Origin of the sequence: Pseudomonas sp. ICMP22404 (assembly GCF_006227205.1) — a bacterium.
Taxonomy (GTDB): Bacteria; Pseudomonadota; Gammaproteobacteria; order Pseudomonadales; family Pseudomonadaceae; genus Aquipseudomonas.
The window spans coordinates 1-26,992 of the sequence record NZ_VCNG01000026.1; the positions used below are offsets into that span (position 1 = coordinate 1).

General features: G+C 61.2%; 16 protein-coding genes and 1 pseudogene. 8 read left to right on the forward strand and 9 right to left on the reverse strand.

What is annotated here, in order from left to right; all coding sequences use genetic code 11:
- From FGE05_RS28840 to FGE05_RS28850, 3 genes are all read right to left on the reverse strand, one after another.
- Positions 1-11,338, reverse strand: an 11,338-nt coding sequence (locus FGE05_RS28840; RefSeq protein ID WP_139650321.1) for a non-ribosomal peptide synthetase, incomplete at its 3' end; no start/stop codon positions are given.
- Positions 11,339-11,648: 310 nt separating this feature from the next.
- On the reverse strand, positions 11,649-13,346 hold the full coding sequence (locus FGE05_RS28845) for a cyclic peptide export ABC transporter (RefSeq protein ID WP_139650322.1): 1,698 nt from the start codon (positions 13,344-13,346) through the stop codon (positions 11,649-11,651).
- A gap of 34 nt (positions 13,347-13,380) precedes the next feature.
- Positions 13,381-14,442, reverse strand: a complete 1,062-nt coding sequence (locus FGE05_RS28850; protein ID WP_139650323.1) for a TauD/TfdA family dioxygenase — start codon at positions 14,440-14,442, stop codon at positions 13,381-13,383.
- A 346-nt stretch (positions 14,443-14,788) separates the two neighbouring features.
- On the opposite strand from FGE05_RS28850, the gene syrB1 reads away from it, so the two are divergent.
- Genes syrB1 through FGE05_RS28865 form a run of 3 tightly spaced genes read left to right on the forward strand, consistent with a single transcriptional unit; the run spans position 14,789 to position 18,857 of the window.
- Positions 14,789-16,633, forward strand: coding sequence for a syringomycin E biosynthesis L-threonine--[L-threonyl-carrier protein] ligase SyrB1 (syrB1, locus tag FGE05_RS28855; RefSeq protein ID WP_139650324.1), 1,845 nt, complete (start codon positions 14,789-14,791; stop codon positions 16,631-16,633).
- 17 nt (positions 16,634-16,650) lie between these two features.
- Entirely contained in the window at positions 16,651-17,586 is a 936-nt protein-coding gene (syrB2, locus tag FGE05_RS28860) for a syringomycin E biosynthesis L-threonyl-[L-threonyl-carrier protein] 4-chlorinase SyrB2 (RefSeq protein ID WP_139650325.1), read from the forward strand.
- 59 nt (positions 17,587-17,645) lie between these two features.
- On the forward strand, positions 17,646-18,857 hold the full coding sequence (locus FGE05_RS28865) for an alpha/beta fold hydrolase (protein ID WP_139650326.1): 1,212 nt from the start codon (positions 17,646-17,648) through the stop codon (positions 18,855-18,857).
- A 249-nt stretch (positions 18,858-19,106) separates the two neighbouring features.
- Here FGE05_RS28865 and FGE05_RS28870 read toward each other — a convergent pair whose 3' ends face one another.
- The gene (locus tag FGE05_RS28870; RefSeq protein ID WP_139650327.1) at positions 19,107-19,466 is read right to left on the reverse strand and encodes a GFA family protein; all 360 of its coding nucleotides are present in this window, start codon (positions 19,464-19,466) and stop codon (positions 19,107-19,109) included.
- A 146-nt stretch (positions 19,467-19,612) separates the two neighbouring features.
- Positions 19,613-19,954: a carboxymuconolactone decarboxylase family protein gene (locus tag FGE05_RS28875; protein ID WP_024780206.1), complete on the reverse strand. Its 342-nt coding sequence runs from the start codon at positions 19,952-19,954 to the stop codon at positions 19,613-19,615.
- 108 nt (positions 19,955-20,062) lie between these two features.
- Between FGE05_RS28875 and FGE05_RS28880 the strand changes: the two genes are divergently transcribed.
- Both FGE05_RS28880 and FGE05_RS28885 read left to right on the forward strand, forming a co-directional pair.
- On the forward strand, positions 20,063-20,968 hold the full coding sequence (locus FGE05_RS28880) for an AraC family transcriptional regulator (RefSeq protein WP_139650345.1): 906 nt from the start codon (positions 20,063-20,065) through the stop codon (positions 20,966-20,968).
- Positions 20,969-21,012: 44 nt separating this feature from the next.
- Positions 21,013-21,699 carry a hypothetical protein gene (locus tag FGE05_RS28885; RefSeq protein ID WP_139650328.1) on the forward strand — a complete coding sequence of 229 codons (687 nt, stop codon included), beginning with the start codon at positions 21,013-21,015 and terminating at the stop codon, positions 21,697-21,699.
- A gap of 56 nt (positions 21,700-21,755) precedes the next feature.
- Here the strand turns inward: FGE05_RS28885 and FGE05_RS28890 are convergent, their stop codons facing one another.
- From FGE05_RS28890 to cynR, 3 genes and pseudogenes are all read right to left on the reverse strand, one after another.
- Positions 21,756-22,211: a hypothetical protein gene (locus tag FGE05_RS28890; protein ID WP_139650329.1), complete on the reverse strand. Its 456-nt coding sequence runs from the start codon at positions 22,209-22,211 to the stop codon at positions 21,756-21,758.
- 198 nt (positions 22,212-22,409) lie between these two features.
- Positions 22,410-22,819: pseudogene (locus tag FGE05_RS28895) on the reverse strand (hypothetical protein).
- 12 nt (positions 22,820-22,831) lie between these two features.
- Positions 22,832-23,722, reverse strand: a complete 891-nt coding sequence (gene cynR, locus FGE05_RS28900; protein ID WP_139650346.1) for a transcriptional regulator CynR — start codon at positions 23,720-23,722, stop codon at positions 22,832-22,834.
- A 110-nt stretch (positions 23,723-23,832) separates the two neighbouring features.
- On the opposite strand from cynR, the gene FGE05_RS28905 reads away from it, so the two are divergent.
- The 3 genes from FGE05_RS28905 (at position 23,833) to FGE05_RS28915 (ending at position 25,369) form a co-directional block, all read left to right on the forward strand.
- On the forward strand, positions 23,833-24,492 hold the full coding sequence (locus FGE05_RS28905) for a carbonic anhydrase (protein WP_139650330.1): 660 nt from the start codon (positions 23,833-23,835) through the stop codon (positions 24,490-24,492).
- 40 nt (positions 24,493-24,532) lie between these two features.
- Positions 24,533-25,003 carry a cyanase gene (gene cynS / locus FGE05_RS28910; protein WP_041024129.1) on the forward strand — a complete coding sequence of 157 codons (471 nt, stop codon included), beginning with the start codon at positions 24,533-24,535 and terminating at the stop codon, positions 25,001-25,003.
- 111 nt (positions 25,004-25,114) lie between these two features.
- Positions 25,115-25,369: a DUF2790 domain-containing protein gene (locus tag FGE05_RS28915; RefSeq protein ID WP_139650331.1), complete on the forward strand. Its 255-nt coding sequence runs from the start codon at positions 25,115-25,117 to the stop codon at positions 25,367-25,369.
- Positions 25,370-26,400: 1,031 nt separating this feature from the next.
- On the opposite strand, the gene FGE05_RS28920 is transcribed toward FGE05_RS28915, so the two are convergent.
- Positions 26,401-26,877: a nuclear transport factor 2 family protein gene (locus FGE05_RS28920; RefSeq protein WP_139650332.1), complete on the reverse strand. Its 477-nt coding sequence runs from the start codon at positions 26,875-26,877 to the stop codon at positions 26,401-26,403.
- Positions 26,878-26,992 lie beyond the last annotated feature (115 nt).

Sequence of the window (26,992 nt, forward strand, 5' to 3'; positions counted from 1 at the left end):
CCACCCGTGAATCCGGCCGCACGCCCTGCTTGCGCAGGTAATGCGCCAAGCGGTTGGCCTGCTCATTCAGTTCGCCGTAGCTCAGACGCTGATCGCCATGCAGCACTGCAACCGCATCCGGCGTGCGCTGCACCTGTTCCTCGAACAACCCATGAATGGTCTGTTCCAGCGGATATTCAGCGTCGGTGGCGTTGAATGCCACCAGCAGTTGCTCGCGTTCCGCTTCCGGCAGAATCGGCAGATCGGCCAGGGACGACTCAGGCGCACATTCCAGCGCTTGCGCCAGACTCGCCAGCGCCGCTTCCATATAGGCACCGACCCGCTGCGCGTCGACGCCATTCACCGCCTGGACGGTGAGGCTGAAGCCTTCGCCCAGATCGTCCACCGACAGCGCCAACGGATAGTTGGTGCGCTCCTCGCCACCCAGCGCCTCAATGCCTTGCCAGCCAGAGGACGGTTGCAGTGCGAGGGGCTCCGCCATCGAATGACGATAGTTGAGCAAAGCACTGAACAATGGCGTCGGTGCAACCACGCTGCTGCAACGCTGGGCCAATGCCAGGGAAGCGTGCTCATGCCCCAGCAATCCGGTCAGCCGCGCATGCGTCGCCAATACACCATCGCGCACGCTCTGCGCCCCCACCTGCACGCCCAGCGGCAAGGTATTGATGAACATCCCCAGAGCGCGGTCGGCCCCCGCGCCCCCTTGCATCCGGCCCATCAATACGGTGCCGAACACCACCTCTTCGCGACCCGATACCCGGCCCAGCACCAGGGCCCAGGCCAAGTGGTGCAGACTCGCCGCGCTCACGCCCAACCGACGGGCCTGGCTGCGCAGACGATGGCTCAGATCGATGGCGACCTCTTGCCTGGCCTCCTCGACATCGCTGCCGTCGCCACGCACATCCTGCAAACCGAATGGCAAGGTGGGTTCGTCGATGGCACCCAGCATCTCGTGGAAGAACGCTTCGTGTTCTTCACGGCTCACACCCAGGCGGGCCTGGGCCACATAGTTGCGGTACGGCACCGCGTCGCCCAATTGGTCAGCCTGGCCCGACAAGTGTGCCTGCATTTCGTGGCGCACCACTTCCAGTGCGGTGTGATCGAGCGCCATATGGTGAAACAACAGCGTCGCTACCCAGCGTTGGTGAATTGCATCCTGGGCAAAACGGATGCACATCAACGGCGCCTGGCGGATATCCAGGTGCTGCCGGGTGTTCAACTGAACGGCAACGTCGCCGTCCTCAGACAGCAGCTCCACCTGTTCAATGCCCAGCGAGGCCTCGCGCCAGACCACTTGCACCGGCTCGTCCAAGCCCTCCCAGGCCATGGCCGTGCGCAGGATGTCGTGGCGATCGATCACGCCTTGCAAGGCCTGGGTGAAATCGTCCAGGCGTTCGCGGCTGTCGAAGGCGAACTGCGCTTGCAGCACGTAGGGGTCACCCTGTTCGGCCGCCAGGTGATGATAGAGGATGCCCTCTTGCAACGGTGCCAGCGGGTAGATGTCCTGCACATTGGCCGCGCCGCCCGGCACGGTCGCGATGATGCGGTCGATGGCGTCCTGGGACAACGTCACCAACGGCAGCATGTCGGGGGTAATGCGTTGGCAATCCGGCGCAATCAGGTTGGCCGGAACTTTTACCTCATTGCCGCCATCGTTGCCGACAGCCACCGCCAGCGCGGCCAGGGTCGGTTGGCTGAACAACACGCGCACATCGGCACTCAGGCCGACCTGGCGCATCCGCTCGATCAGGCTGACGGCCAACAGCGAGTGGCCGCCGAGTTCGAAGAAGTGATCGTGACGACCCACTTGTTGCAGACCTAGCAGGTCCTGCCAGATCTGCGCCAGGACGGTTTCGGTCTCGCCTCGGGGGGCTTCGTAGCCACGGGTGATCAGTGCATCGTGTTCCGGAGCCGGCAAGGCCTTGCGGTCGAGCTTGCCATTGGGGGTCAACGGCATGGCATCGAGGCGAACGTAGGCCACGGGAACCATGTATTCCGGTAGCTGCGCTTGGAGATGGCTGCGCAGGGTTTCGATGTCCGCTGTGTCGTTCGCCGGCGTGAAGTAGGCCACCAGGCGCTTGTCGCCCGGCACGTCTTCACGGGCCAGTACCACCGCTTCTTTCACCGCGTCGTGTTGAGCGAGCTTGGCTTCGATCTCGCCCAGTTCGATGCGGAAACCACGGATCTTCACCTGGTCGTCGTTGCGGCCCAGGTATTCGATGTTGCCGTCCGGCAGGTAGCGGCCCAGGTCGCCGGTCTTGTACATCCGGGCGTTGGGCGTGGCGCTGAACGGATCCGTGAGGAAACGCTCGGCCGTCAGGTCATCGCGGTTCAGGTAACCCCGCGCGACACCGGCACCACCGATGTAGATCTCACCCGGTACGCCCAGCGGGACCGGTTGCTTGTGCTCATCCAGCAGATAGAACTGGGTGTTCGCGACTGGCTTGCCGATATGGGCGGCAAAGCCGTCTTCCCGGGCCATGGAGACCCAACTGGAATAGGTCGTGGTTTCCGAAGGACCATAGAGGTTGCACAAGCGCTTGACTGAAGTCTGTTCGAAGAGCGTTTCCACCAGACTGCGCTTGAGGGCTTCACCGGCCACGTTCACCGTATCCACGCCCTCGCCCAGCCCACCGGATTCCAGCAACGCCTTGAGCGCCGACGGTACGGTGTTGATCAGGGTGATGTCGTGCTCGCCTTGCTGCAGTTCCAGCACATTATTGACGACTTCGATGCTGCCGCCCGACGTCAGCGGTGCGAAGCATTCGTAGACCGCCAGGTCGAAGTTCAGCGAAGTCGAGAACAGGGTTTTGGACAGGGTTTGCGCATCGAACGAACGATGGGCCCAGGTCAGGAAATTCACTGTGTTGCGGTGTTCGATCATCACGCCTTTCGGCAAACCGGTGGAACCGGAGGTGTAGATCACGTAGGCCAGATGCGCCGAGGTCAGCTCAGTGACTTCAGGATTCTGGACGGATTCGTCCTGCCAGCGCCCACTACCGAGGTCGATCACCGGCATCAAAGCACCGGCCAACAAACCAACCGTTGCCGACTGAGCCAGCACCACGGCCGGCGCGCTGTCCTCCAGCATGTAGGCAATCCGATCCGCCGGATAGGCCGGATCCAGCGGCACATAACCGCCGCCCGCCTTGAGGATCGCCAGCAAGCCCACGACCATGTCGAGACCACGCTCGACACAGATCGCCACCCGCGAATCCGGCCGCACGCCCTGCCCACGCAGGTAATGCGCCAAGCGGTTGGCTTGCTCGTTCAGCTCGCGATAGCTCAGGCGTTGCTCACCATGCCGCACCGCCAGCGCATCCGGCGTGCGCTGCACCTGATCCTCGAACAACCCATGAACGGTCTGTTCCAGCGGATACTCGGCATCGGTGGCGTTGAAGTCCTGCAGCACCTGCCTGCGCTCGTTTTCAGACAGGATTTCCAGATCGTTGATCGCGGATTCAGGCGCACACTCCAGTGCCTCCACCAGGCTCGCCAGGGCCGTCTGCATATAGGCACCGACCTGACGCGCATCAACCCCACCGGCCGTCTGCACGCTCAGCAGGAAGCCTTCGCCCTGATCGTCCACCGACAACATGCATGGATAGTTGGTCCGCTCCATGACCTCCAACACCTGCGTACCCGCCCAGCGGTCGACACTGTCGCCGTCCTGGAGCGGGCTGTGCCGATAGTTCAGCAACGCACTGAACAGCGGTAGCGAAGCCGGCACGCCACTGCAACGCTGGGCCAAGGCCAGCGAGGCGTGTTCGTGGCCCAACAGGGCCGTCAGGCGGGCGTGGGTCGCCTTGACCCCGGCACGCACGTCCTGCCCGCCCACGTTGACCCGCAACGGCAGGGTATTGATGAACATGCCCAGGGCGCGGTCCGCGCCCTCGCCGCTCTGCATGCGCCCCAGCAGTACGGTGCCGAAGACCACGTCCTCGCGACCGGCCACACGCCCCAGTACCCTTGCCCACGCCAGGTGATGCAAGGCTGCCGCGCTCACGCCCAGTTGGCGCGCCTGCTGCCGCAGACGCCGGCAAAGATCTGGATCGAGGTTCAGCTTGACCTCTTCGATACCCCGGCCATCCCCCTGGACTTCCCGCAGGCCGAACGGCAGCGTCGGCTCGTCGACATCAGCGAGCATGTCGCGGAAGAAGCGCTCATGCTGCTCACGCGGCACACCCAACAGCGTTTGCGCCACGTAATTGCGATAAGGCATGGCCGCTTCCAGGCGGTCGCCCTCGCCATTGAGGAACGCCAGCATTTCCTCCTGCATCACGTCCAGGGCGGTATGGTCCAGGGCGATGTGGTGGAACAGCAGAACCGCGACCCAGCGCTGGTGCACACTGTCCCAGGCGCAGGCCAGGCGCATCAATGGCGCCTTGTCGAGGTCCAGCCGGCAATGGCGCGGATCGAACAACCCTTGCAACTGCGCCGCGATATCGCCCCTGGCCGGATCGAGGGCCTGCTCTTCGAGCGTCAACCGGCTCTGGCGCAGAACCACCTGCAACGGCGCCTCAAGACCTTCGCGCAGCAGCGCGGTCCGGAGGATATCGTGCCGGTCGATTACGGCCTGCAAGGCCGTGACGAAGCCGTCGAGTTGAGCACGGCTGTCCATGGCGAAGGTGGCTTGCAGCAGGTAGGGGTCGCCTTCTTCGGCGGCGATATGGTGATAGAGAATGCCTTCCTGCAACGGCGCCAGCGGGTAGATGTCCTGGACATTGCCGACACCGCCCGGTACACCGGCGACGATCCGATCGAGGGTAGCCTGGTCCAGCGTCACCAGCGGCAGCATCGACGGAGTGATCCGTTCGCACCCCGCAGCAATGCCGTTGGCCGGCACGCTCACCTCGGTACGACCGCCCACTGCCGCCGCCAGGGCAGCCAAGGTAGGTTGACCGAACAGCACCCGCACATCGGCGCTCAGCCCAGCCTTGCGCATCAGTTCGATCAGTTTCACCGCCAGCAGCGAATGGCCGCCCAGTTCGAAGAAATGATCGTGTCGCCCCACCTGCCCGACACCGAGCACGTCAGCCCACAACCCTGCCAGCGTGGTTTCCACCTCGCCCAGTGGCGCTTCATAGGCACGGCTGGCGAAGGCGTCCGCTTCCGGGGCCGGCAGCGCGCGGCGGTCGAGTTTGCCGTTGGGCGACAAGGGCAGTTTGTCCAGGCGCACGTAGGCCGCCGGAACCATGTAGTCGGGCAGCAGCGCCTGCAAGTGCGCGCGCAGTGCATCGGCCTCCGGCGCCGCATCCGCCACCTGGGCGGTGATGTAGGCCACCAGGCGTTTCTCGCCGGGTTGGTCTTCACGGGCGACAACAACCGCCTCCTTGACTTCGCCGTGTTGGCAGAGCCGGGACTCGATCTCACCCAGCTCGACACGGAAGCCACGGATCTTGATCTGATCGTCGTTGCGTCCCAGGTACTCGATATGACCATCGGGCAAGTAGCGGCCCAGGTCACCGGTCTTGTACAGGCGAGCCTGTTTATCGGCCGCGAACGGATCGCGGACGAAGCGCTCGGCAGTCAAGTCATCGCGGTTCAGGTAGCCACGGGCAACGCAGATGCCGCCGATGTGAATCTCGCCGGCCACACCGACCGGAACCGGTTGCTGCTGTGCGTCCAACAGATAGACACGGGTGTTGGCCACCGGTTGCCCGATGGCCGGCAGCGTCGGCCAGGCGGCGACATCGTCCGGCAACGTCAGGGCGGTGGCGACGTGGGACTCGGTCGGCCCATAGTGGTTGTGCAAGCGGCAGCCGTCCAGGCGCTCGAACAATGCACGGATCTGTGGCGTGATGCGCAACTGTTCGCCGGCGGTGATGACGTCTTTCAAGTCGCAGGTCAGCGGCGTGCCTTCACGCTCGCCGGCAACCGCTTCGGCCAGGGCCTGCAGGGCGATGCACGGCAGGTACAGGCGTTCGATGCGCTGTTGGCAGATGTGTTCGAACAGGCGGTGGAAATTCAGGCGGATGTCGGCATGGATCAGCGACAGCTCGCCGCCGGCACACAAGGTGCTGAAGACTTCCTGGAACGCCACGTCGAAGCCGAGCGCGGCAAACTGCAAGGTGCGCGCAGCGGCCCGTCCCTGCTGCGCGGCTTGGTCGATCTGCCACTGCATCAGGTTGACCAGGGCGCGGTGCGGCATCGCCACGCCCTTGGGCTGGCCGGTGGAGCCTGAGGTGTAGATGACATACGCCAGGCTGTCGGGGTTGAGGCCGATCACCTGTGCGTCCGGGTTGGTGGACGGCTGGCGGTCGATGCCGGCGGCGTCGCGGTCCTCATCGTCGAGCAGCAAGGCTGGCAAGCCCGCCGCGGGGAAGCGCTCTTGCAGGCTGCGCTGGGTCAGCAGCACCTTCGGTGCGCTGTCCTCCAGCATGTAGACCAGGCGCTCGACCGGGTAAGCAGGATCCAGCGGCACATAGCCCGCCCCGGCCTTGAGGATACCCACCAGCCCCGCGACCATTTCCAGGCTGCGCTCCACGCAGATCGCCACCCGGTCGTCGGCACGGACACCCAACTCGATCAAGCGATGGGCGATCTGGTTGGACAGCCGATTCAGTTCGTCGTAGCTCAGGCGCTGCCCCTGATACGTCAGCGCAACGGCTTCCGGATCAGCCTCGGCATGGGCCTCGAACAGTTGATGGAGCAGCAACCCCGACGGGTACTCCGCATCGAAGGCGTTGAAATCGTGCAACAACTGCTGGCGTTCGTTGGCGGGGACAAAGGCCAGCGTGTGCAGCGGGGTGTCGCCATCCTGGTCGAGGGCATCGGCCAATGCTTCGAGCACGGTGTGCACGTAGCCGCAAACCCGCTGCGCACCGATCCCGGCCACGGCTTGCACGGTCAGTCCAAACGAATCACCGAGATCATCCACCGACAGCGACAGCGGGTAGTTGGTCCGTTCTTCGCCGCCGAGAATTTCCGCTCCGGCCCAGATTCTGGCGTGGCCCGCATCCTCGCTCGCCTGTGCCGCCACGGCGGTCTGCCGATAGTTCATCAGCGCACTGAACAGCGGCGCCGGCGCCGCAACGCCACTGCACCGTTGTGCCAACGACAACGGCGCATGTTCGTGGCCCAGCAGCGCCGCCAGGCGGCCGTGGGTCGCCTGCAGCGCGGCCAACACACCCTGGTTCCCCGCCTCGACCCGCAACGGCAGGGTGTTGACGAACATGCCCAAGGCATGTCCGGCCTCCTGTCCGCTGTGTAACCGGCCCATCAATACGGTGCCGAATACCACGTCCTGACGGCTGGACAAGCGCCCCACCACCTGGCCCCAGGCCAAGTGGTGCAGGCTGGCAGTGCTCACCCCCAGGCGCCGGGCCTGGGCACGCAGACGCCGGGCCAGCCCGACCTCCAGCGCCAGCGTCGCTTCTTCGATGCCGCTGCCGTCGCCCTGCACATCCTGCAGGCCGAACGGCAGGGTCGGCTCGTCCACGTCGCCGAGCATCTCGCTGAAGAACGCCTCATGTTGCTCGGGATGATTGTCCAGGCGGACCTGAGCCACGTAGTTGCGGTAAGGCACCGACACCGGCAGCTCCGTCGCACGACCTTGCAGGTACGCATCGATTTCCTTGCCCAGCATGCCGAGGGAGGTCGCGTCATCAATCAGGTGATGGAACAGCAACACCGCCACCCAGCTGCCGCTGACGGCATCTTCGGCAAAATGAATACGCATCATCGGCGCCTGGCGCAGATCGAAGCGGGTATGGCGCGGATCGAAACGGACCTGCAACTGGTCGGCGATGTCGCCTTCGGCCGGGTCCAGGACCAGCTCTTCGACCCTCAGGCGCGCCTCGCGCCAAACCACCTGTACCGGTTCGCCGAGCCCTTCCCACGCCACCGAGGTGCGCAGGATGTCGTGCCGGGCGATGACCGCCTGCAAGGCTTGCGCGAACGCCTCCAGCTGCTGGCGGGTGCCGAAGCGCAATAGGGCCTGCAACAGGTACGGATCACCTTCGCTGGTCGCCAGGTGGTGATAGAGAATGCCTTCCTGCAACGGCACCAGGCCATAGATATCCTGCACATTGTCCACGCCGCCCGGCACGGTTGCGACAATACGATCGATTTCGTCCTGGGTCAGGGTCGCCAGGGGCAGCATGTCCGGGGTGATGCGCTCGACGTCGCGGGGAATCCGGTTCTCCGGCACCCGCACGCCGCCGCTGTTACTGGTCGCAGCAGCCAGGGTCTCCAGCGTCGGCTGGCCGAACAACACGCCCACGTCGGCGTTCAGGCCCAACTGGCGCATGCGTTCGATCAGCTTGACCGCCAGCAGCGAGTGGCCGCCCAGTTCGAAGAAACGGTCATGACGACCCACCTGCTCGACGCCAAGCAGCTCGGCCCACAGCGCAGCCAGGGTGATTTCCACATGGCCCACCGGCGCTTCATAGCTGCGTCGGGCAAACGCCTGCGAATCGGGTGCCGGCAGCGCCTTGCGGTCGAGCTTGCCGTTGGTGGTCAGCGGGAAGGCTTCGAGCATCACGAAGGCGCTCGGCACCATGTAGTCCGCCAGCGAGCCCAGCAGCTCACTGCGCAACTCGCCAGCAGACACGCGGGCGCCGTCTTCGGCAAGCACATAGGCCACCAGGCGCTTGTCCCCCGGCTCGTCTTCCCGGGCGATCACCACGGCCTCGCGCACTTTCGTGCAGGCCGCCAGCCTCGCTTCGATTTCACCCAGTTCGATACGGAAGCCGCGAATTTTCACCTGCTCATCGTTGCGCCCCAGGTATTGCAGTTCACCGTTGTGCAGCCAACGACCGAGGTCGCCGGTACGGTACATCCGCGCGTTCGCATCGGTGTCGAACGGATCGGGCAGGAACCGCGTTTCATTGAGCTCCGGCCGGTTCAGGTAGCCTCGCGCCACACCGGCGCCCCCTACGTACAACTCGCCCTCCACGCCCTTGGGCACCGGCTTGCCATACTTGTCCAGCAAGTACAGGCGCAAATCGGGAATCCGCTTGCCGATCGGGCTGACACCGATCAACTGGGCATCGGCCGCTTGCAACGCACGATAGGTCACATGCACCGTGGTTTCGGTGATGCCGTACATGTTCACCAGTTGCGTGCCGGCATTGGTTGCCCGGGCGTACCACGGCTTGAGGATGCCGGTTTCCAAGGCCTCGCCACCGAAGATCACCTGGCGCAGGCTGTGGTTCAGGTCACTTTCACCCTGGGCCGCGATCAACTGGCGGAACGCGCTCGGCGTCTGGTTCAACACCGTGACACCGGCCTCGCACAACAGCGCATAGCAGTCCTGCGGCGAACGGCTGACCAACTGCGGCACCACCAGCAGACGACCGCCGTGGGTCAGCGCGCCCCAGATTTCCCAGACCGAGAAGTCGAAGGCGAAGGAATGGAACAGCGCCCAGACATCCTGCGGGCCGAAATCGAACCACGGTTGCGTGGCCGAGAACAGCCGCGCAACGTTGCGGTGCTCGACCATCACCCCTTTGGGCAAGCCGGTCGAGCCCGAGGTGTAGATCACGTAGGCCAGGTGATGGGATGCCAGGGTGCCGATATTCGGATCATGCCGTGGTTGCTCGGCAAAACCTGCGGCTTCTGGCTGATCGAGCAGCAGCACCGGGACAGCCGGCGCAGGCACTCGGTCTTGCAACGCAGCTTGGGTCAGCAACGCCACCGGCGAGCTGTCCTCGAGCATGAAGGCTAGACGGTCCAGGGGATAGGCCGGATCCAGCGGCACATAGCCGGCACCGGACTTCAGGATGCCCAGCAGGCCGATGATCATGTCCAGGCCACGCTCGACGCAGATTGCAACCCGGTCATCCGGGAACACACCCAGGGCCAGCAGCCGATGGGCGACCTGGTTCGCCCGGGTATTCAGTTCGCCGTAGGTCAGGCTCTGGCCTTCATGGACCACCGCCACCGCGCCAGGCCGCGCGGCGGCCCGCGCTTCGAACAGACCATGGATCGTGCGGTCGTGCTCATACCGCTGCGCATCGCTCGTGTTCCAGACCTGGAGCAGACGGGCCTCAGCCGGTGTCGGCAGGACAAAGTCCTGGATCGGCAGCGTATCGTCACTCAGTCCTTGCTCCAGCACGTGGACGAAGCGCTCGGCCATTGCCTCGATTTCGTCGGCCTGCAGGAACGCCTGGTTGTAGATCCAGTGCACCCAGGCATTTTTTTCGTTGGGGTTGGTCCGGAAATGAATCGCCAGGGGCATCTGCTCCTGACCGTTGGAACTCTTCACCGAGTAGGCCGTGGCGTCGCCGAACCGGTATAGATAGTTCTCTTCCTCGTAGGAGAACGACACATCGAACAGCTGGGCACGATTGTCACGCCGCAGCTCCAAGGAGCGGTGAATGTCGCTTAACGGAAACCGCTGATAGCGATAGTCCTGCTTGAGCGCGCGCGCCACCTCTTGGATCAACTCGCCGAACGAAAGGTCATCGGCGAATCTCAAGCGCATGGCACTGACCTGAGTGAACAACCCCACGGTTTGCTTGAAGGTCGGATTGGAGCGATTGAGGATTGGCAGGCCCACCACCAACTCGTCGCGCTGGGTGGTGCGGACAAAGTACACGTACAGCGTCGCCAGCAGCACCGGGAAACGCGAGACCTGATGGGTCAGCGCCAGGGCGTCGATCCGCTCGTTCAGCGTCTGTGGGAAAGACGTCATGGCATGAGCGCTGGGCACCACGGGCTCGACAAAGCGATCACGGTAACGGGCAGTGAACAATGGATCCGGCACATCCCGGTACTTATCGAGCCAGTAGGCCTGGTCCCGCTGGAAACGGTCCGATTCGTGGTAACGGGCGTCATCCTCGATGAACCCTGCATAGGATGGAGCCGACAGGTCAGGTTCGCGATTTTCTTCCAGCGCGTTGTACAGGTCACTGAGGGACGCGAGCATCAGGTTGATGCCCCAGCCGTCCTGGATAATGTGGTGCAGGTTGACGACGAAATAGAACGAAGCGTCATCGAGCTTGATCAGGTAGAAGCGGAACAGCGGCCCCTTATCGAGCTCAAATGCCACTTCCAGCCCCTGTTGTACCCAGGTCTGGGCCGCGGTCTGCGGTTCGGGGCGGTTGGAGAAGTCGATCAGCGGGACCCGCACCTCCAGCGACTCCACCAGGGTCTGCATGGGCACGCCGTCGCCACCGACGTCGCAGTGCAGGACCGTGCGCAAGGCATCGTGCTTGCGGACCAACAGCTCGACGGCCCGCTGGATACGTTCAGGGTCGACAGCACCCCGGATGTGAAGGTAGCCGCCCATGGTGTACAGGGGTGAATCGCCCTTGGTCATCTGGTCCAGCCAGATGTCCCGCTGGGACGCCGTCAGCGGATAGGTCGCAGCAAGCTCCAGAGGCTGGTTCATACGCGGCCTCCTGTCACTTGCACTCCGGCAGGCTCTGGATGACGGCTGGCCGAAAGGCCCGTTGCGACAACAACGCCCACAGCAAAGAAAAATGTCATACGTTCCTTCTCAGATATTTGTCAGTGCTGCCCGGGGCAAACGCAACAGGGCACGCCTGGAGTTGATGATGCAGATCCGCGCAGACAGCCAGCGCCACCCGGCAGGAGGTTCACTGCTGTCGGGTGGGTTCGATGTCAGGCGTCTTTCATGGGTTGGCGGAGATGTTGTCGCGACAACATCGCCAGCCGGACGGTGCAGTCAGAACAGCCATTCAGGCGCGCTTGTCGCGAATGGCGCAGTTGATATCGGAGGCAATGTGCCCGTCCGCCAGCTTGATGATCCGGTCGGCCAGCTGGAAGTACTGGTCGTCATGGGTAATGATCAGCACCGTCTTGCCGCGCCGCTTGAGGTCGGGCAGCAACTCTTCGTAGAAGAATTTCTTGAACGGCGGATCCTGGTCGGCCGCCCATTCATCGAGCACGTACACCGGCCGGTCTTCCATGTAGGCGCATACCAGGGCCAGGCGTTTCTGCTGTCCGTAGGACAACGCCTTGAGGGTCGAATAACCCAGCCCTTCGATCTTGATCTTGTCGGCCAACCCGAGGGTTTCCAGGTATTTGCTCGCCAGATCCGGGTTGCCATCCTCTTCGTCGGGGCCGATGAGGCGATTGAACAGATGAAAGTCCGAGAACACTGCGGAAAACAGATCACGGTATTCACTGCGGCTCTCGTCAGTGATCGCCACGCCGTCGAGCAGCACCTCGCCGCTTTGCGGGATGTAGAGCCCGCACAACACCTTGGCCAGGGTGCTTTTGCCGCAACCGTTGCCGCCAACGATGTAGATCAGTTCACCCGCCTGTACCGTCAGGTCGATGGGTCCCAGGGAGAAACCGCTTCCGGCATGCGGGTCCTGGTAATGCATCCGCACGCCCTTCAACTCGATGCTGTCCCAGGTCTTCTTGTGCTCGAGCAGATGCACCTTCGGCGCTTCGACTGCTACGGGTTCGGGATGCGGATCATTGATCGCGAAACCGAACTCCGCCAGCCGGGTACAGGCGACCCGGCCCGCCGCCAGCACCGGCATCGCCCCCACCAACAGCGACAGCGGCCCCATGATGTAGAGCACCGCCAGCACACTGGCGGTCATCACCTTGGGATCGACCGTGCTGACCAGCGGCGCGGCGAACAACAGGCAACCAATCAGCAACGACAGGGTGAACTGGCCCACGTTGTCGGCGGCGGTGTACCACAGGCGCTCGACGAAGTTGTAGCGCGCCACCCGGGTCGAAGACGCCTCGATAGCGGAGCGGCCAAACCAGCGACGACGGATGCCGTTGAGCTTGAGTTCCTTGAGGCCGAACACCAGGGCGTGAGTGTATTCGTTGAACGCGGTGAACTCGTCCCGAACCCGATTGGTGGACCTAACGCCGCTGGCGAAGAAGAACAGGTACAAGCCCACGCCCAGGATCATCAGCGAAACCGTCAAGGCCAGGACCACCCATGACAGGTACGCCAGGTAAGCGATACCGAACAAGAACACCGTCGCTTCCACCAGCACCGTGGGCATGACGATCAGCGTCGTGTTCAATTGCGGGATGTCGTTGGTCAGCATGGTCAGTACGTTGGGCGGGCCGCGCCGGTCCACCTCTTCCAGCGGCGTGGCGAGGATCTTGCGACACAGGGCGATGCGCAACCGGGTCATGATCCGCATGCTGGCGTAGGCCGGGAACAGCGCAGCACCGTTGCGCAGGATCAGCGCTATGGCACTGAGCCCGACGAACCAGTACAGCGCCTGCATGCGATCGCCATCATTGTGGATCGCCTGGTTGATCACACTCACCACCGCGATGGATGCGACCCCGCTGATGACACCACAAATCAAGGTGAAAAACGTCAGCCAGGGGTGGTTGCGCCACAGCAGGCGCATGACCGACCCCGGCTTGGGTTTCTTCTCTTTCTGGTTTTTCATGGGTTGCTATCCTCGAATGAACTCGCGATATGGCTCAGGCCGGCTGCCAGACGTCGCCCCGGGCGGTCATCTCGCCCATCGCCACGACAATGAGGCGCGGCTCCTCGTAAGGATCACGGGCATGGGCGGCCAGCATGTTGTCGAGCATGACCACGTCGCCCTTGCGCCAGTCGAACCTGACGGCGCAGGCCTCATAGGCGTCGCCGACCAGGGTCATGACCTCGTCTTCAATCGGTGTTCCATCGCCGTAGCTGACCATGCGCGGCAAACGGTCCGCGCCGAACATGTCGAGCAGGTCTTCGCGCATTTCCTCGCCGAGGCAGAACGGATGGTGCAGCTGCACCTGGTTGAAGAACGCCGCCTCGCCGGTTTGCGGATGCCGGATCACCGCCGGGCAGAGGGTGCGCACTTGCAGGCTGTCGCCGTCGAGCCATTCGAAATCGGTGCCCTGCTCCTGGCAACGCCGTTCGACTTCGCCGCGGTCGGTGGTGCCGAAGAACGATTCCCAGCTTGGTTCGACGCCAGCGGTAAAGGTGCGGCTGTACATCAGCCCTTTTTGGGCGAAGCGGGCCACCACGTCTTCTGGCAGGTGCCGTAGCACTTGTCGAATGTCCGCCAGTGGCGTCGCACCACCGACCCGGGAAGGCTGTTCGCAATAGAACCACTGCTTGCGTGGCCAGCTTTCCAGGTGCGAGCTCTCGTTGTGGTAGAGGATCATTTCCCGTTCGGGATAAGGCGTGGAGCGGTAAACGTTACGTCCGCCCTCCTTCTTCGGCAGGTCGCCGTAGCTGCCGTGCAACCCAGGAGACAAGGCTTCGGCAAACGCTTCGAAGGCCGGCACCGAGGCGAGCTCGAAACCACGAAACAGCACCGCGCCATGGCGACACAGCAAGGCCTCGATGGCCTCGCGATGGGTGCCGGCCCATTCCGATGGATCCAGGCCAGGGGCGATCGCCTCGATCACCACGGGCAGGCTCAGGCCGTCGGCAAGCAGCGACAATCGAACCTGCCCATCGACTGGCTGACCGGGCCAGGAAAGCGAATCCGCCGTCCCGTCATCGCTCATCACAGGCGAAGCGTTAGTTTGAAGACTCATGAATAACTCCTGAACCACGGATCCTCGGATCCACGTCGTACGGGGCAAAACCAATGCGCCCCACTGTCGGGCAAGGATAAAAACACTGATCCACGGTGATGTCTGGCACCGCAAACCGGGACAGACCCGACACCCCCGGTTACACCACCGGTGTCGACGCTCATCCCAAAGCGGCTTGTCCCCATTTCCCGCGACAGACGCCGGCATGAGTCGGTGCTGAAATGCGGCAGCTGCGAATCGCACAGGCGCATTAAACGATCCCGTGGGCCGCAGTGACGTCTCGAGTGCAACGGTTTTCGCAAATGCGCAAATACGCTGCACCTGGCAATTAACAGGAGCGTTAGTCATGCCGATTAAGAACACTGGCGGATCGGTCAACCCCGCGCCAGCCCCCCTCACGCCCGGTGCATTCCTGCATGAAATCTTTACCGCCCGGGCCCGTGAATTTCCCGAGCGAACGGCCGTCTCCGACGCCACTCGCGCGTTGAGTTATGCGCAACTCGATGCGGCCTCGTCGCAACTGGCAGCGCGTCTTCGCCAGGAAGGCGTCAAGGACGGCATGCTGGTCGGGATGAGCCTGACGCGCAGCGTCGACCTGGTCGTCAGCCTGCTGGGCATCCTCAAGGCCGGCGGCGCCTATGTCCCGGTCGACCCGCAATACCCCGGCAAGCGCGTCGAACACATCGTGCGCGACAGCGGCCTGAGCCTGATGATCGGCGAGCCCGCCGACCTGGCGCAAAGCCCGTCCGTGCGCGTCCTGCCCCTGGCCGATCTGCTGGCCGGCCCGGCACTGGAACCGATTGGCGAGGTCGACCGTCGCAACCCCGACCAGGCGCCGGCCTACGTCATCTACACCTCCGGCTCCACCGGTGAGCCCAAGGGTGTGCTGGTGGCCCACGCGAACGTCAGCCGCCTGTTGGAAAGCACTCAACGTGAATACGCTTTCAACGAGCACGACGTCTGGTCGATGTTCCACTCCATCGGCTTCGATTTTTCGGTCTGGGAGATCTGGGGCGCGCTGGCCCACGGTGGCCACGTGGCCGTCGTGCCTTACGATGTGTCGCGCTCGCCAACCGCCACCCGTCAATGGCTGGTCGATCTGGGCGTGACCGTCCTGAGCCAGACCCCCTCTGCCTTCCGTGGCCTCGAAGAGGCGGACCGCCAGGCCAAGGCGCCATTGGCGCTGCGCTACGTGGTCTTCGGCGGCGAGGCGCTGCCGGCCACGGTATTGCGCCCTTGGGTCGAACGCCATGGCGACCGGAAGCCTGCGCTGATCAACATGTACGGCATCACCGAAGCCACGGTGCACACCACCTTCAAGCGCGTGCTGGGCCAGGACCTGGAAAGCGCGGCCATGGTCTCGATCGGTGCGCCGCTGGATGGCTGGCGCCTGAACCTGCTCGATGCTGATCAACAACCCGTACCCCAGGGCACCGCCGGTGAGTTGTACATCGAAGGCGCCGGTGTGGCGCTGGGTTACCTGAACCGCCCGGCCCTCAACAGCGAGCGCTTCGTGCAACTGCCGGGGACGTCAAGCCGCGCCTATCGCACCGGCGACCTGGTGATATTGGGCGATGACGGCGAGTACCGCTACGCCGGTCGTTGCGACGAGCAACTGAAGATCCGCGGTTTCCGCATCGAGCCCGGCGAAGTCGAAGCCTCCCTGCAAACCAGCCCCGCCGTGGCGGCCGCCCATGTGACCGGTCACGACTACGGCGACGGCGACTGGCGCCTGGTCGCCTACGTGGTACCGGTCCAGGGCGTGAAGGCCTGGACCGAACAGACCCGCAGCGAAGTCGCCGCGCTGGTGGCCGCCAACCTGCCGGACTACATGCGTCCGTCGGCCTACATCGTCCTGGCGCAATTGCCAGTCACCGACCACGGAAAGATCGACAAGCAACGCCTGCCCTCGCCCGAATCCGTTGAAGCCACCGTGCAACATGCGGCCGACGGCCTTACCGAACAAGAGCAGTTCGTGCTCAAGGTCTGGTCGCAGGATATCGGCCTGAAGAACATCGGCCTGAACGATGACTTCTTCGACTTTGGCGGTACCTCCCTGGCACTAATTCGCTCCCTGAGCACCTTCAAGGCCCACTACAAGGTCAACCTGGACCCCGGTGTGCTGGCCAACGGTGCGACCGCCAAAGTATTGGCCGACTGCATCCAGCGCTCCCTTGTCCAAGCCCATTGACCGAAAAGGAACAGCCCATGAGCAAGAAATTCGCCTTGACCCCGGAAGAACGCGCGTCCTTCGAGAAGAACGGTTTTATCGGTCCTTTTGACGCCTATACCCCCGAAGAAATGAAAGAAACCTGGAAACGCACCCGCCTGCGCCTGCTCGACCGCAGTGCCGCGGCCTACCAGGACCTGGATGCGATTTCCGCCGGCACCAACATCGCCAACTATGATCGCCACCTGGACGACGAATTCCTCGCCAGCCACATCTGCCGTCCGCAGATCTGCGACCGCGTCGAAAGCATCCTCGGTCCGGATGTACTCTGCTGGCGCACCGAGTTCTTCCCCAAATACCCAGGTGACGAAGGCACCGACTGGCACCAGGCCGACACCTTCGCCAACGCCTCGGGCAAGCCACAGATCCTGTGGCCGGAAAATGAAGACTTCGGCGGCACCATCACCGTCTGGACCGCGTTCACCGACGCCAACATCGCCAATGGTTGCCTGCAGTTCATTCCTGGCACCCAGAACAGCATGAACTACGACGAAACCAAACGTATGGCCTACGATCCCGATGCCAACAACAGCTCGGTGGTCAAAGATGGCGTGCGCCGTGGTTTCTTCGGCTACGACTATCGCCAGTTGCAGATCGACGAGGACTTCAAGCCTGACGAGTCCGCCGCCGTGCCGATGCAGATGAAGGCCGGCCAGTTCATCATTTTCTGGTCGACCCTGATGCACGCCTCCTACCCCCACAGCGGCGAGTCCCAGGACATGCGCATGGGCTTCGCCTCACGCTATGTCCCGTCCTTCGTGAAGATCTACCCGGACTCCGAGCACATCGAGGAGTACGGCGGTCGCATCAGCCTCGAGAAATACGGCGCGGTCCAGGTGATCGGGGACAAGACCCCGGAATACAACCGCCTTGTCACCCATACCACCCGAGGCAAGAAATTCGAAGCGGTCTGATTTTTCAGTGCCATAAGACAGTGGCATGCGTAACGTGCCTGACAGGAGTCCCCCAATCCATGACTATTTCCACTGACGCAGCGACGCGCCTGTGCGAGACCGTGAGGATGCTTAGGCACCTTGCCATCCATCTGCCCGATCCCATTTGCCTGAGCTTTCTCGCTCAGGCAAATGAGCCGCCACCCGACCAGGCCTCCCCCAGCGTGAGAGCCACGGAACGGGCGGTCAGCGCCACCTTCGCACGCATCGGTGTCAAAGCCGTGCAGTACGTGCACGATGGCGAGGCGCAGCTGTCTTCCTTCGAGATGTTTATCAGCAAGAAAATCTGCCAGGCGCTGGATTTTTCCTATGACCACTTCGACGAGTTCGAAAGCGTCAGGGAATTCGGGCGCCTGGTCAGACACTTCGATTTCAGTGGTTCGGTGCCCGAGGTTGAAACGGTGCACCTGATCACCCGCGACAACGTTGCGTTGTCGGTGCATGCCAGCACGGATCAGAACCGCCCGGCGATCGTCCTGGCATTGCCCTGCGGCATGCCGTTCGACCTGTGTCGCGACTGGTTCAACGCCCTGAGCGAACGATTCTTCGTGGTCACCTGGGAAACCCGGGGACTGTTCGGTTCCTGTACCTCGTTCGACCAGCTCTCCGTGGACACCGATGCCCAGGTCGGCGACCTGATCAACGTGATGAACCACTACGAGCTGCCCAATGCGCACTTGATGGGGATTTGCGGCGGCGCGGTGATCGCGTTGAGCGCGGCAGCCATCCACCCTGAGCGGGTGAACTCCCTGAGCCTGTGGCACGGCGACTACAACTTGGGCGACAACAGCCTGCGCACCGCCCATCAGCAGAATTTCGAATGGCTGATGGAGTCGGCCGCCGTCGACCGCAACGAAGCCAGCGACTTGCAGGCGTTATTCCTGGACCAGGCGACACTGGCGACCATCCCGGACTCGATCGCCCATGCGGCGCTCTATCCCTATGTCAACGAGGAGCTGTTCTACCGTTATGCGCGGCTCAACGATGCGTTGAACAAGACCGAACTGCAGTCACGGTTGGGGCAGATCAGCGTACCGACGCTGGTGGTCGCCGGCGACGCCGACGAAACCACCCACATCGGCGGCTCCCAGCGCATTGCCGAGTCCATCAGCGATGCACTGCTGCACGTGGAGAGCAACGGCAGTCACCTGGCATTCTTCGAGTCGACCCATCACTCGAAACAGACCGCCTTCCGCTTCCTTGAATCGACCCTGGAATCGGTCGCCGTCTGAGCTGCAAGACAGAGGCCTGCCCTGATGCCAGTCAGTCAAGGCTCAAACCTGTGGCAGCAAAGCTTGCTCGCGACTACGGTACGTCAGTCAGCAACAATCTTGACTGGTCTGCCGCTATCGCGAGCAAGCTTTGCTCCCACAGGGTTTTCGCCGCTAGCTGGCATCAGGCTCTGCCCGCCTTTGGACTCATGACCTGAGCACGGTGCCAACCATTGAGGTCGGCACCCTGTGGTTGAACAGGCAGTGTGCTCAAGGCGGGCTGACCACGCTTCTACTCTTGCCATCGACATGACGCAACGGCACTGCGCGGTAATCCAACCCATCAATACAGCACGCATTCACACTGAGAACCTCAGGATTGCTACGCCGTCGGTGGTACACATAGATACCGCATGTCCCGCAAAAGTAATGCTGGGCCACGCCGCTGTTCCAGCGATACAGACGTAGCACGTCTTCACCACGGCTGATGCGAAACTGCTCCCGCGGCACCGTAGCCATCAACGCATTGCGCTTGCTGCACAGCGAACAGTCGCAACTGATCAGTTCTTCAATTTCGGCCTCAAAAGCAAAGCCAACCGCTCCACAGTGACAGGCGCCCGTGTAGTTCATCGTGGGTAATCTCCATTGTCAGTGAGTTCGCCGCCTCATCGTAGTGGATTACCCGCCGCGTTGCGTCGGAGGTTCGAAGTTCCTGCAGGCATTAAAAAGCCCCGATACCGCACGGTACCGAGGCCAGGTGCCTGCACCCGCAGGCTTTATTTTTTCAGCGAGTCGTACGCTTCCAACGTGCGTAACGAATAGATGTAGGCAGCGCCAGCGTTGAGCGAAATGGCGGTTGCCAAGGTAGCCGCCACTTCTTCGCGGCTCGCTCCAGCCTTGATCGCCGCGTCCGCGTGAACCGCGATGCAGCCGTCGCAGCGAGTGGTGACAGCGACGGCAATCGAAATCAATTCTCGGGTTTTCCCATCCAGCACATCGTTTTCGGCGGAGGCTTCGCCAAGGGCCATGTAGGCCTTGACCATTTTCGGGTTGCTTTTTCCGAGCGAGCCGAAAGCCTTCTGAATGGTGGGTAGCAGTTCGGACCAGTTGTTGAACATCGCATGACTCCTGAGCAAGTTGGTGTACTGTTTCGACAGGCTCAGTCTCCCTCCAGGGCGAGATTCGAGTTTGTCCGATCCGCTCAAATTTTTATGCGAAGCGCTCAAATGAATTCGATCGATAAACTCATCAGCTTGGCCAACGTGCGAGGCAGTGTGGATCTGCGGTGTCAGTTTCAAGGCGATTGGGCACTCGATCATCAGCAGGAAGCCTTGGGAAAAGCGCCTTATCACATTGTGTTGACGGGAGAGTGCCGCGTCGAACTTCCGGACGGCCAGCGCCTGCCAATGCGCGCAGGAGACATTCTGCTTCTGCCTCGTGGGGCACCGCACCTCCTGCATGGCATCGGAAGAACGGCTGAGCCGCAAACCCCGAGGCTGGTGTCCGGTGGAACGCTGCCGCTTTACCGCATTGGCCGCGGGAGCACGGACCTGGACATGCTCTGCGGAAGTTTTCACTACAATCGTGCCTCCCTGTTGTTCAGCGCCCTCCCCGAACATCTCGTGATACCCAGTGCGGCTCTCCCTGCAAGCGCTCCCCTGCCGGCCCTGGTCGACATGTTGCGAGGTGAAGCCGATAGCGATCAGGTTGGGGCGCATTTCTTACTCGATGCCTTGTCCCAAGCGTTGTTCACCCTGATCCTGCGCGCTCACCTCGCGAGCCACGGCCAACACACCGGCACCCTGGCCTTGTTGTCCGAAAAGCAGCTGGGCCGCGCCTGGCAATCGATGCTGGCGGACCCGGGCTACGAATGGACAGTGGATGCGCTTGCCGAGATTGCGAGCATGTCCCGTGCAACGTTCATGCGGGCTTTCGTGCGGGTAGCCGGCGTTTCGCCTTGGGTCTTGTTGACGCAGGTTCGAATGGAACTGGCCTTCAGCCTGCTGAGCCATTCGCACTTGGGACTGACTGACATTGCATCCCAGGTGGGGTATCAATCCCAGGCGGCTTTCAGTAAGAAGTTCAAGGAGGTATATGGTGAGGCGCCGGGGCGGGTGCGGCGTGGGATGTAATTGATCGTCCGGGTAGAGCGCTACATTAATGCGCAGGAGCAGCAATGACGGAACAGCCAGAAGAAAACAGCCTATTACGAGTCAGGACACCCGACGATCTCGACGCGCCTGAGGCACTGGGTTTTACCGCCTGGGCTCGCGTCTGGACGGAGCTTGGGGTCAGATGCGTACCGCGAGAGGCACACCAGGAACTCATTCGACATTACGACGAGCCACACCGCGCGTACCACAACCGCCAGCACTTGGCTGAGTGCCTCCGGGTGCGTCGACTCCTCAACGCGGCCTGCCAGGCACCCGCCGAAGTCGACCTCGCGCTGTGGTTCCACGACGCGATCTACGACCCCCTGCGCAGCGACAACGAGTTGCGCAGCGCCCAATGGCTGGACGAAGTGGCCCGTGCTAGCGGCCTGGACGACGAAACGCGCCGCAGGCTTTACGACCTGGTCATGGTAACGCGACACGACAGTGCCCCGCAGTCGGTAGACGAGGCGGTGTTGGTGGACACGGATCTGGCGATCCTCGGGGCGTCGTTCGAGCGGTTCGAAGAGTACGACCAACAGGTCCGCCGCGAGTACCTGCACGTGCCGATGTCTATATATCGCCAAAAGCGACGTCAGATCCTGGAGGGCTTTCTAACGCGCGACCGCATTTATGCCACCGCCCCCTACTTCGACGCATTCGAGCAGCAGGCACGCGCAAATCTTGCACGTGCCATCGGCCGTCTCGATTGACATCGGATTCATGCAGCAGCATCGGCGCTTACTTGCACGCGCCTCGTCGACAGGGCTTACCGTATCCGATACAGCACAGCAGCCCCTGACTTGGGTTCGAAAGCCGGCACAGTGCGCTGCTTGAGGGGCATACCCGTCGCATCCCAAACCAAGGTGTCCGACGGGTACTCGTCCTTGCGGGTCATGGTGTCGATCTGCTTGACGATCACCTCCGAGCTTGCAGGCACTTCAGGGTTCCACCCGAATACGCCAACCCTCCCGTAAAACACGGCAGGTGCATCGACATCAAGACGCCGGTCGGGACACATCACCAGGCCGCGATCAAGCATGACCCGCAACGCGCCGACAGGTACCGCCTTCACCGTGGGCGTGGTGCGCTCGGTGCTGTGGCCTGGGCAGACGTTGGCCGAGCGGGTCACCATGTCCTCGACCACTTCACGATCAGATTGGGCCTGCGCCGAAAAGGCAACGGCAGACAGGGCGAGCACTACAAGATTTGATTTCCAGGGCACCCGAAACCTCCTATGTAAAAAATACTCCAGCGTTGCGGACCGCCCCCGGTAAGAACAGCCTGTTGCCTGGGGGCACACTTGAAGACTACAACGGCGTTGGTTTGTTCCGCTTGCTGACTGATACCCCTGGCTCTGGATATCTGTCACATTAATTTGTCCGCTTCTGGCCGGTTAGCGACAGTCTGACTTCGACCGTCGCTATGCATGGTCAAACCTCAGTCTGTTCCGCCATCTCGTATGGCCGAGTAATAACTGAACCGCCCGCCGGTCTTCGTCCTACGATAGATCAGTGATTCGTTCGTCTCATTGTGTGGGTGCCATACATTGCCGGATCAAGCCGTACGGCTTTCACCCAGCCTTTGACGATACGACCGTATTGACGAGTGGATAGATGGTCTGAAGTATGCGGCCGGCTAGGAAAAAGGCAGTCCTCGCTGCGTAGCTGGGCCCGATGTATCCAGATCGAAGAGAGCCAGGTCTCGGTTTTTTTCCGCAATTTGAAGCCTTACTCGGATGGCCCAGATATCTCTCAGTCGGAGTGGTGCAGTCTGTTTTTTTATTGAGCCTGTTATTACCACGTCACAGGCTGGGCTTAGCTCCGTCCAGATTGACGAGCACAGCTATTGCACATTTAGCTGAACGGATACCTCTTTAGCCACCTCGATGAAAACTCGCATCGCTGCGCTCTGAAAGGCGTCTTTGCGCCGCAAAAGGACGGCGGTGCGCTGCAAGCGCTCGGGCTCCAGTGCGATGGCCACCAGATCGTCATGGGCCAACGCGATTTTGGCCGGCAATAAAGTCGATAGATTCGTCCTACGAACGATTTCGATCACTGCACCGAGGGCATTGGCCTCCATTTGCACCTGAGGGCGAATCGCGTGTTTGCGGCAGTAGCGATCGATTTGTTCGCGGGTTGCAAACTCTGGGCTGAGCAGAATCAGGGACTCGGCATTCAGAGCCTGTAATCCAATGGACCGCTCCTCGGCCAAGCGGTGTCTGCGACTCACCACTAAAGCGAGGGTTTCGTTCAGCAAAGGGATGGCATCAATATTCGGTGTACTTATTTCATCGAACGCGATCCCCGCGTCCAATTCTCCAACCAAAAGCAATTCCTCAATGCGCTCTTGGGAAATCTCCTTCAGGTTGAGAGTGATCTTAGGATACCGAGAGTGAAATGCTTCGATCACGGGCCCTACCAGATAAGTCGTGAACGTGGGCGTCACGGCCACGCGCAATGAGCCTCGGGAGAGGTCGCTCACATCGTGGATGGCGCTTTTAGCATCTCGCAATTCCTGATAAGCACGGCGCGCATACAGAAGATAGACGTCTCCCGCGTCAGTCAAGCGAGTTGTGCGTCCTGAGCGGTCGAACAACTGGGCTCCAAGACTTTCTTCCAACTGTTTCACCTGCTGCGATAGGGCTGGCTGAGACACGTGCAGCGCCGCTGCGGCCTTCGTGAAGCTGAGATGTTCCGCAACCGCGAGGAAGTATTGGATGTGACGAGCAAGCATGATTTCACTCATAAGATAATCTGATGCACACCATAATAAATGAGACTTTTATCTTATGTAATGTGTTGCTTAATCTTTGTTTCACACCCAGAGACATTGAGACAGCAACCATGAAAGCGATCATCGACGGTTTTCTGAAATTCCAAAAAAACGCCTTCCCTGAGCGGGTCAAACTGTTCAAGGACTTGGCTAATCAGCAGAGCCCAAGAGCGTTGTTCATCTCTTGCTCAGATAGCCGATTGGTGCCTGAACTCGTCACCCAGCGCGAGCCAGGCGATCTGTTTGTAATCCGCAATGCCGGCAACATCGTGCCGTCATATGGCCCGGAGCCGGGTGGCGTTTCGGCCTCTGTTGAATATGCGGTCGCCGCTCTCCAGGTCGCAGACATCGTGATCTGCGGCCACTCCGACTGCGGCGCGATGACCGCCATAGCAACGTGCAAGTGTCTGGATCACATGCCTGCCGTTGCCGGATGGCTCCGTTACGCCGACTCGGCCAAGGTGGTTAACGAAGCCCGCAAACATGCGGATCTACCGAGCAAAGTTACGTCCATGGTGCGTGAAAACGTCATCGCGCAACTGGCCAACCTCCAGACACATCCATCCGTTCGCCTGGCTCTCGAAGAAGGCCGCGTCACCCTGCATGGTTGGATCTATGACATCGAGAGCGGGCGTATCGATGCCTTCGATGGCAATACCGGGACTTTCGTGCCCCTCGCAGACAACCCCGAAGTTCACGCCGTTTCCCAGCAAGCCAGGCACGTCGCCTGAAACCCGTACCTGTAACCCTTACTAACCTAGGAGATTCGCCATGATCCAGACTCAAGCCACCCGCACCGCGCGCCAAGAACTGACCGAAACCATCATTTTGGCTAAGGCTCGCAAGGACCTGTCCTTCGCCGAGATCGTTGACGGCACCGGCCTGTCCGAAGCCTTCGTCACTGCCGCCCTGCTCGGCCAGCATCCGCTGCCTTCCAGCGCCGCCCACGTCGTGGGCAAGAAACTCGAGCTTGATGCTGATCAAGTCGCTTTGCTGCAATCGATGCCAGTTCGCGGCAGTTTTTTTGACGGCGTACCGTCCGACCCGACTATCTATCGTTTCTACGAAATGATGTCGGTATACGGCACCACCCTCAAAGCTCTGGTTCACGAAAAGTTCGGCGACGGCATCATCAGTGCCATCAACTTCAAGCTGGACATCAAGAAAGTCGAAGATCCGGAGGGCGGCCATCGCGCTGTGATCACCCTGGACGGCAAGTACCTGCCTACCAAGCCTTTCTGATGTAAGTCAGCCCGGCGTCTGACGGCAACCGGGCTACACCTCAACCCTTTTTACGACTGAGCACCGCTCAAGTGCTTTGGTCTTCTCACGCCCTCACTACAGGTGTTCACTATGAAACTGTTACTCGTGTTACTCCTAGGCTCCATTGGCTCTGTCGCTATGGCCGATGAGCAAGATACTCAGACTGCGCATATTACGGTCGAGCCCTATCGCTACTCTCAACACCTGGACATCGCTCACATTGTGTCGATTACTCAGATACCCGATAGCTGCGATGTAGTGCCGGCGCAGATGACTTACGACGACTCCAAGGGCGACCGGCACATCATGGAGTACCACGTTATAGGTACCGGCTGTACGAATTGACTCTTCTCCCGTCCGCTCATCTGGCGCTAGATCGCTCGGCGCCAGGGACGGGGGCTCAAACACCCGCTGTCTCCTGTCCTTCTGAGAAAATAACTCTTCGCTACTTGCGCCCATACAGCGCGCTTCCCGCCTCTACTCGGCAGTAATAGCACGGAAGTGCATTTACTCAGTCCGTATCCACTACCAAGAACCGCCAACGGCTGACTGCCAAAATCCAGCTCACCGCGAGTTCCCGCTTGCTACAAACGGAGTAGCGAGAGGAAATCGGCCAACGTGGCACTTCTGTCACTCTCATGTCGACGTAAGGCAAAATCAGAAGCGGAACCCTTATCTTGAATCCTCTATTCGGGCCAGCACACCTTGCCGTGTCTTCAGGCGGGGAAGCCATACGACCACGAGCGCTGTTGCTTGAGCGAGATGGATTGCGTTCAGTCTGTAAGTGCGGCAGTCATCAGCGCGCACCACTTGGCTGCGCATGGATCTGAGAAACAACTTGCTACCACCTCGTGCATTACGGGGAATCAGTTGCCGCCGTTAAGAATAGGGCCACAGCACCGCGCCGACTGGACTTGATTCGTATAGTCCAGATCAATCATGGAGCATCACATTGAGAATCGAGTACACAAAAGTGCAGGTAACTCTATTTCCCTAAACGGTAGTGCCTGAAAATTACGCACCTCTCGTCTGTCCCGCCGGTACTGATGCCTGCTTTAGCCGGCTGCCCTCAGAACCCTTACGAAGCCTTTGCAGCCTCATGGATGGACCTGATGGAGCAGGCATTGCTAGAGGACTTCAGTAATAGACTCATGGCTGGAAAACTGCGACCGCTAGACCTTTCGCGAAGCAGGCGGTGAGGATCGTTGGCAGGTGGAAGAGCTGGATAGGACCGGCAAAGAATTGGAGGATAGAACTTTGGAGGGACTGCGGGCGGTTACGGGTTAGAGAATTTTTGATGAAGAAACTATTTATAGCGTTAGGCTCAAAAACCGACCTGAGCCTTTTCAACAAAAGGATCAGGTCGGTTGAAATATTTACAGACCGAGGTCAGACAGGCTTGGATGGTCATCTGGGCGGCGTCCCAGTGGCCAATGGAACTTGCGTTCGCTCTCCTTGATAGGCATGTCGTTCACGCAGGCGAAGCGACGGTGCATCAGGCCATCCGCTTCGAATTCCCAGTTTTCGTTACCGTAAGAGCGGAACCAGTTACCTGAATCATCATGCCACTCGTATGCGTAACGTACAGCGATGCGGTTGTCGGTAAACGCCCAGAGCTCTTTGATCAGGCGATAATCAAGCTCTTTTTTCCATTTGCGAGTAAGGAAACCTTTGGCTTCTTCGCGGTTGGTAGCAAATTCCGCTCGGTTGCGCCATTTGGTATCCTGTGTATAGGCAAGCGATACTTTTTCGGGATCGCGGCTGTTCCAGCCATCTTCAGCGAGTCGGACTTTCTCAATCGCCGTTTCACGAGTGAACGGAGGAAGTGGCGGACGAGTTTGTGCATTGGACATGGTAGTGCCTCCAGGACAATTGGATGTATCGGTTTATTTAACGTTTTCGGAACTCAGCAGAGCGGTACAACTTTCTTTCAGCGATCATCATCACAACATCAACGCGTCACGATAA

Excerpts from the sequence above, each read along its gene's own strand:
- FGE05_RS28865 (WP_139650326.1), top strand. The coding sequence starts at position 17,646 with ATGACTATTTCCACTGACGCAGCGACGCGCCTGTGCGAGACCGTGAGG.
- syrB2 (WP_139650325.1), top strand. The coding sequence starts at position 16,651 with ATGAGCAAGAAATTCGCCTTGACCCCGGAAGAACGCGCGTCCTTCGAG.
- FGE05_RS28885 (WP_139650328.1), top strand. The coding sequence starts at position 21,013 with ATGACGGAACAGCCAGAAGAAAACAGCCTATTACGAGTCAGGACACCC.
- cynS (WP_041024129.1), top strand. The coding sequence starts at position 24,533 with ATGATCCAGACTCAAGCCACCCGCACCGCGCGCCAAGAACTGACCGAA.
- FGE05_RS28920 (WP_139650332.1), bottom strand. The coding sequence starts at position 26,877 with ATGTCCAATGCACAAACTCGTCCGCCACTTCCTCCGTTCACTCGTGAA.
- FGE05_RS28850 (WP_139650323.1), bottom strand. The coding sequence starts at position 14,442 with ATGAGTCTTCAAACTAACGCTTCGCCTGTGATGAGCGATGACGGGACG.
- FGE05_RS28875 (WP_024780206.1), bottom strand. The coding sequence starts at position 19,954 with ATGTTCAACAACTGGTCCGAACTGCTACCCACCATTCAGAAGGCTTTC.
- syrB1 (WP_139650324.1), top strand. The coding sequence starts at position 14,789 with ATGCCGATTAAGAACACTGGCGGATCGGTCAACCCCGCGCCAGCCCCC.
- FGE05_RS28880 (WP_139650345.1), top strand. The coding sequence starts at position 20,063 with ATGAATTCGATCGATAAACTCATCAGCTTGGCCAACGTGCGAGGCAGT.
- cynR (WP_139650346.1), bottom strand. The coding sequence starts at position 23,722 with ATGCTTGCTCGTCACATCCAATACTTCCTCGCGGTTGCGGAACATCTC.
- FGE05_RS28905 (WP_139650330.1), top strand. The coding sequence starts at position 23,833 with ATGAAAGCGATCATCGACGGTTTTCTGAAATTCCAAAAAAACGCCTTC.
- FGE05_RS28870 (WP_139650327.1), bottom strand. The coding sequence starts at position 19,466 with ATGAACTACACGGGCGCCTGTCACTGTGGAGCGGTTGGCTTTGCTTTT.
- FGE05_RS28845 (WP_139650322.1), bottom strand. The coding sequence starts at position 13,346 with ATGAAAAACCAGAAAGAGAAGAAACCCAAGCCGGGGTCGGTCATGCGC.
- FGE05_RS28915 (WP_139650331.1), top strand. The coding sequence starts at position 25,115 with ATGAAACTGTTACTCGTGTTACTCCTAGGCTCCATTGGCTCTGTCGCT.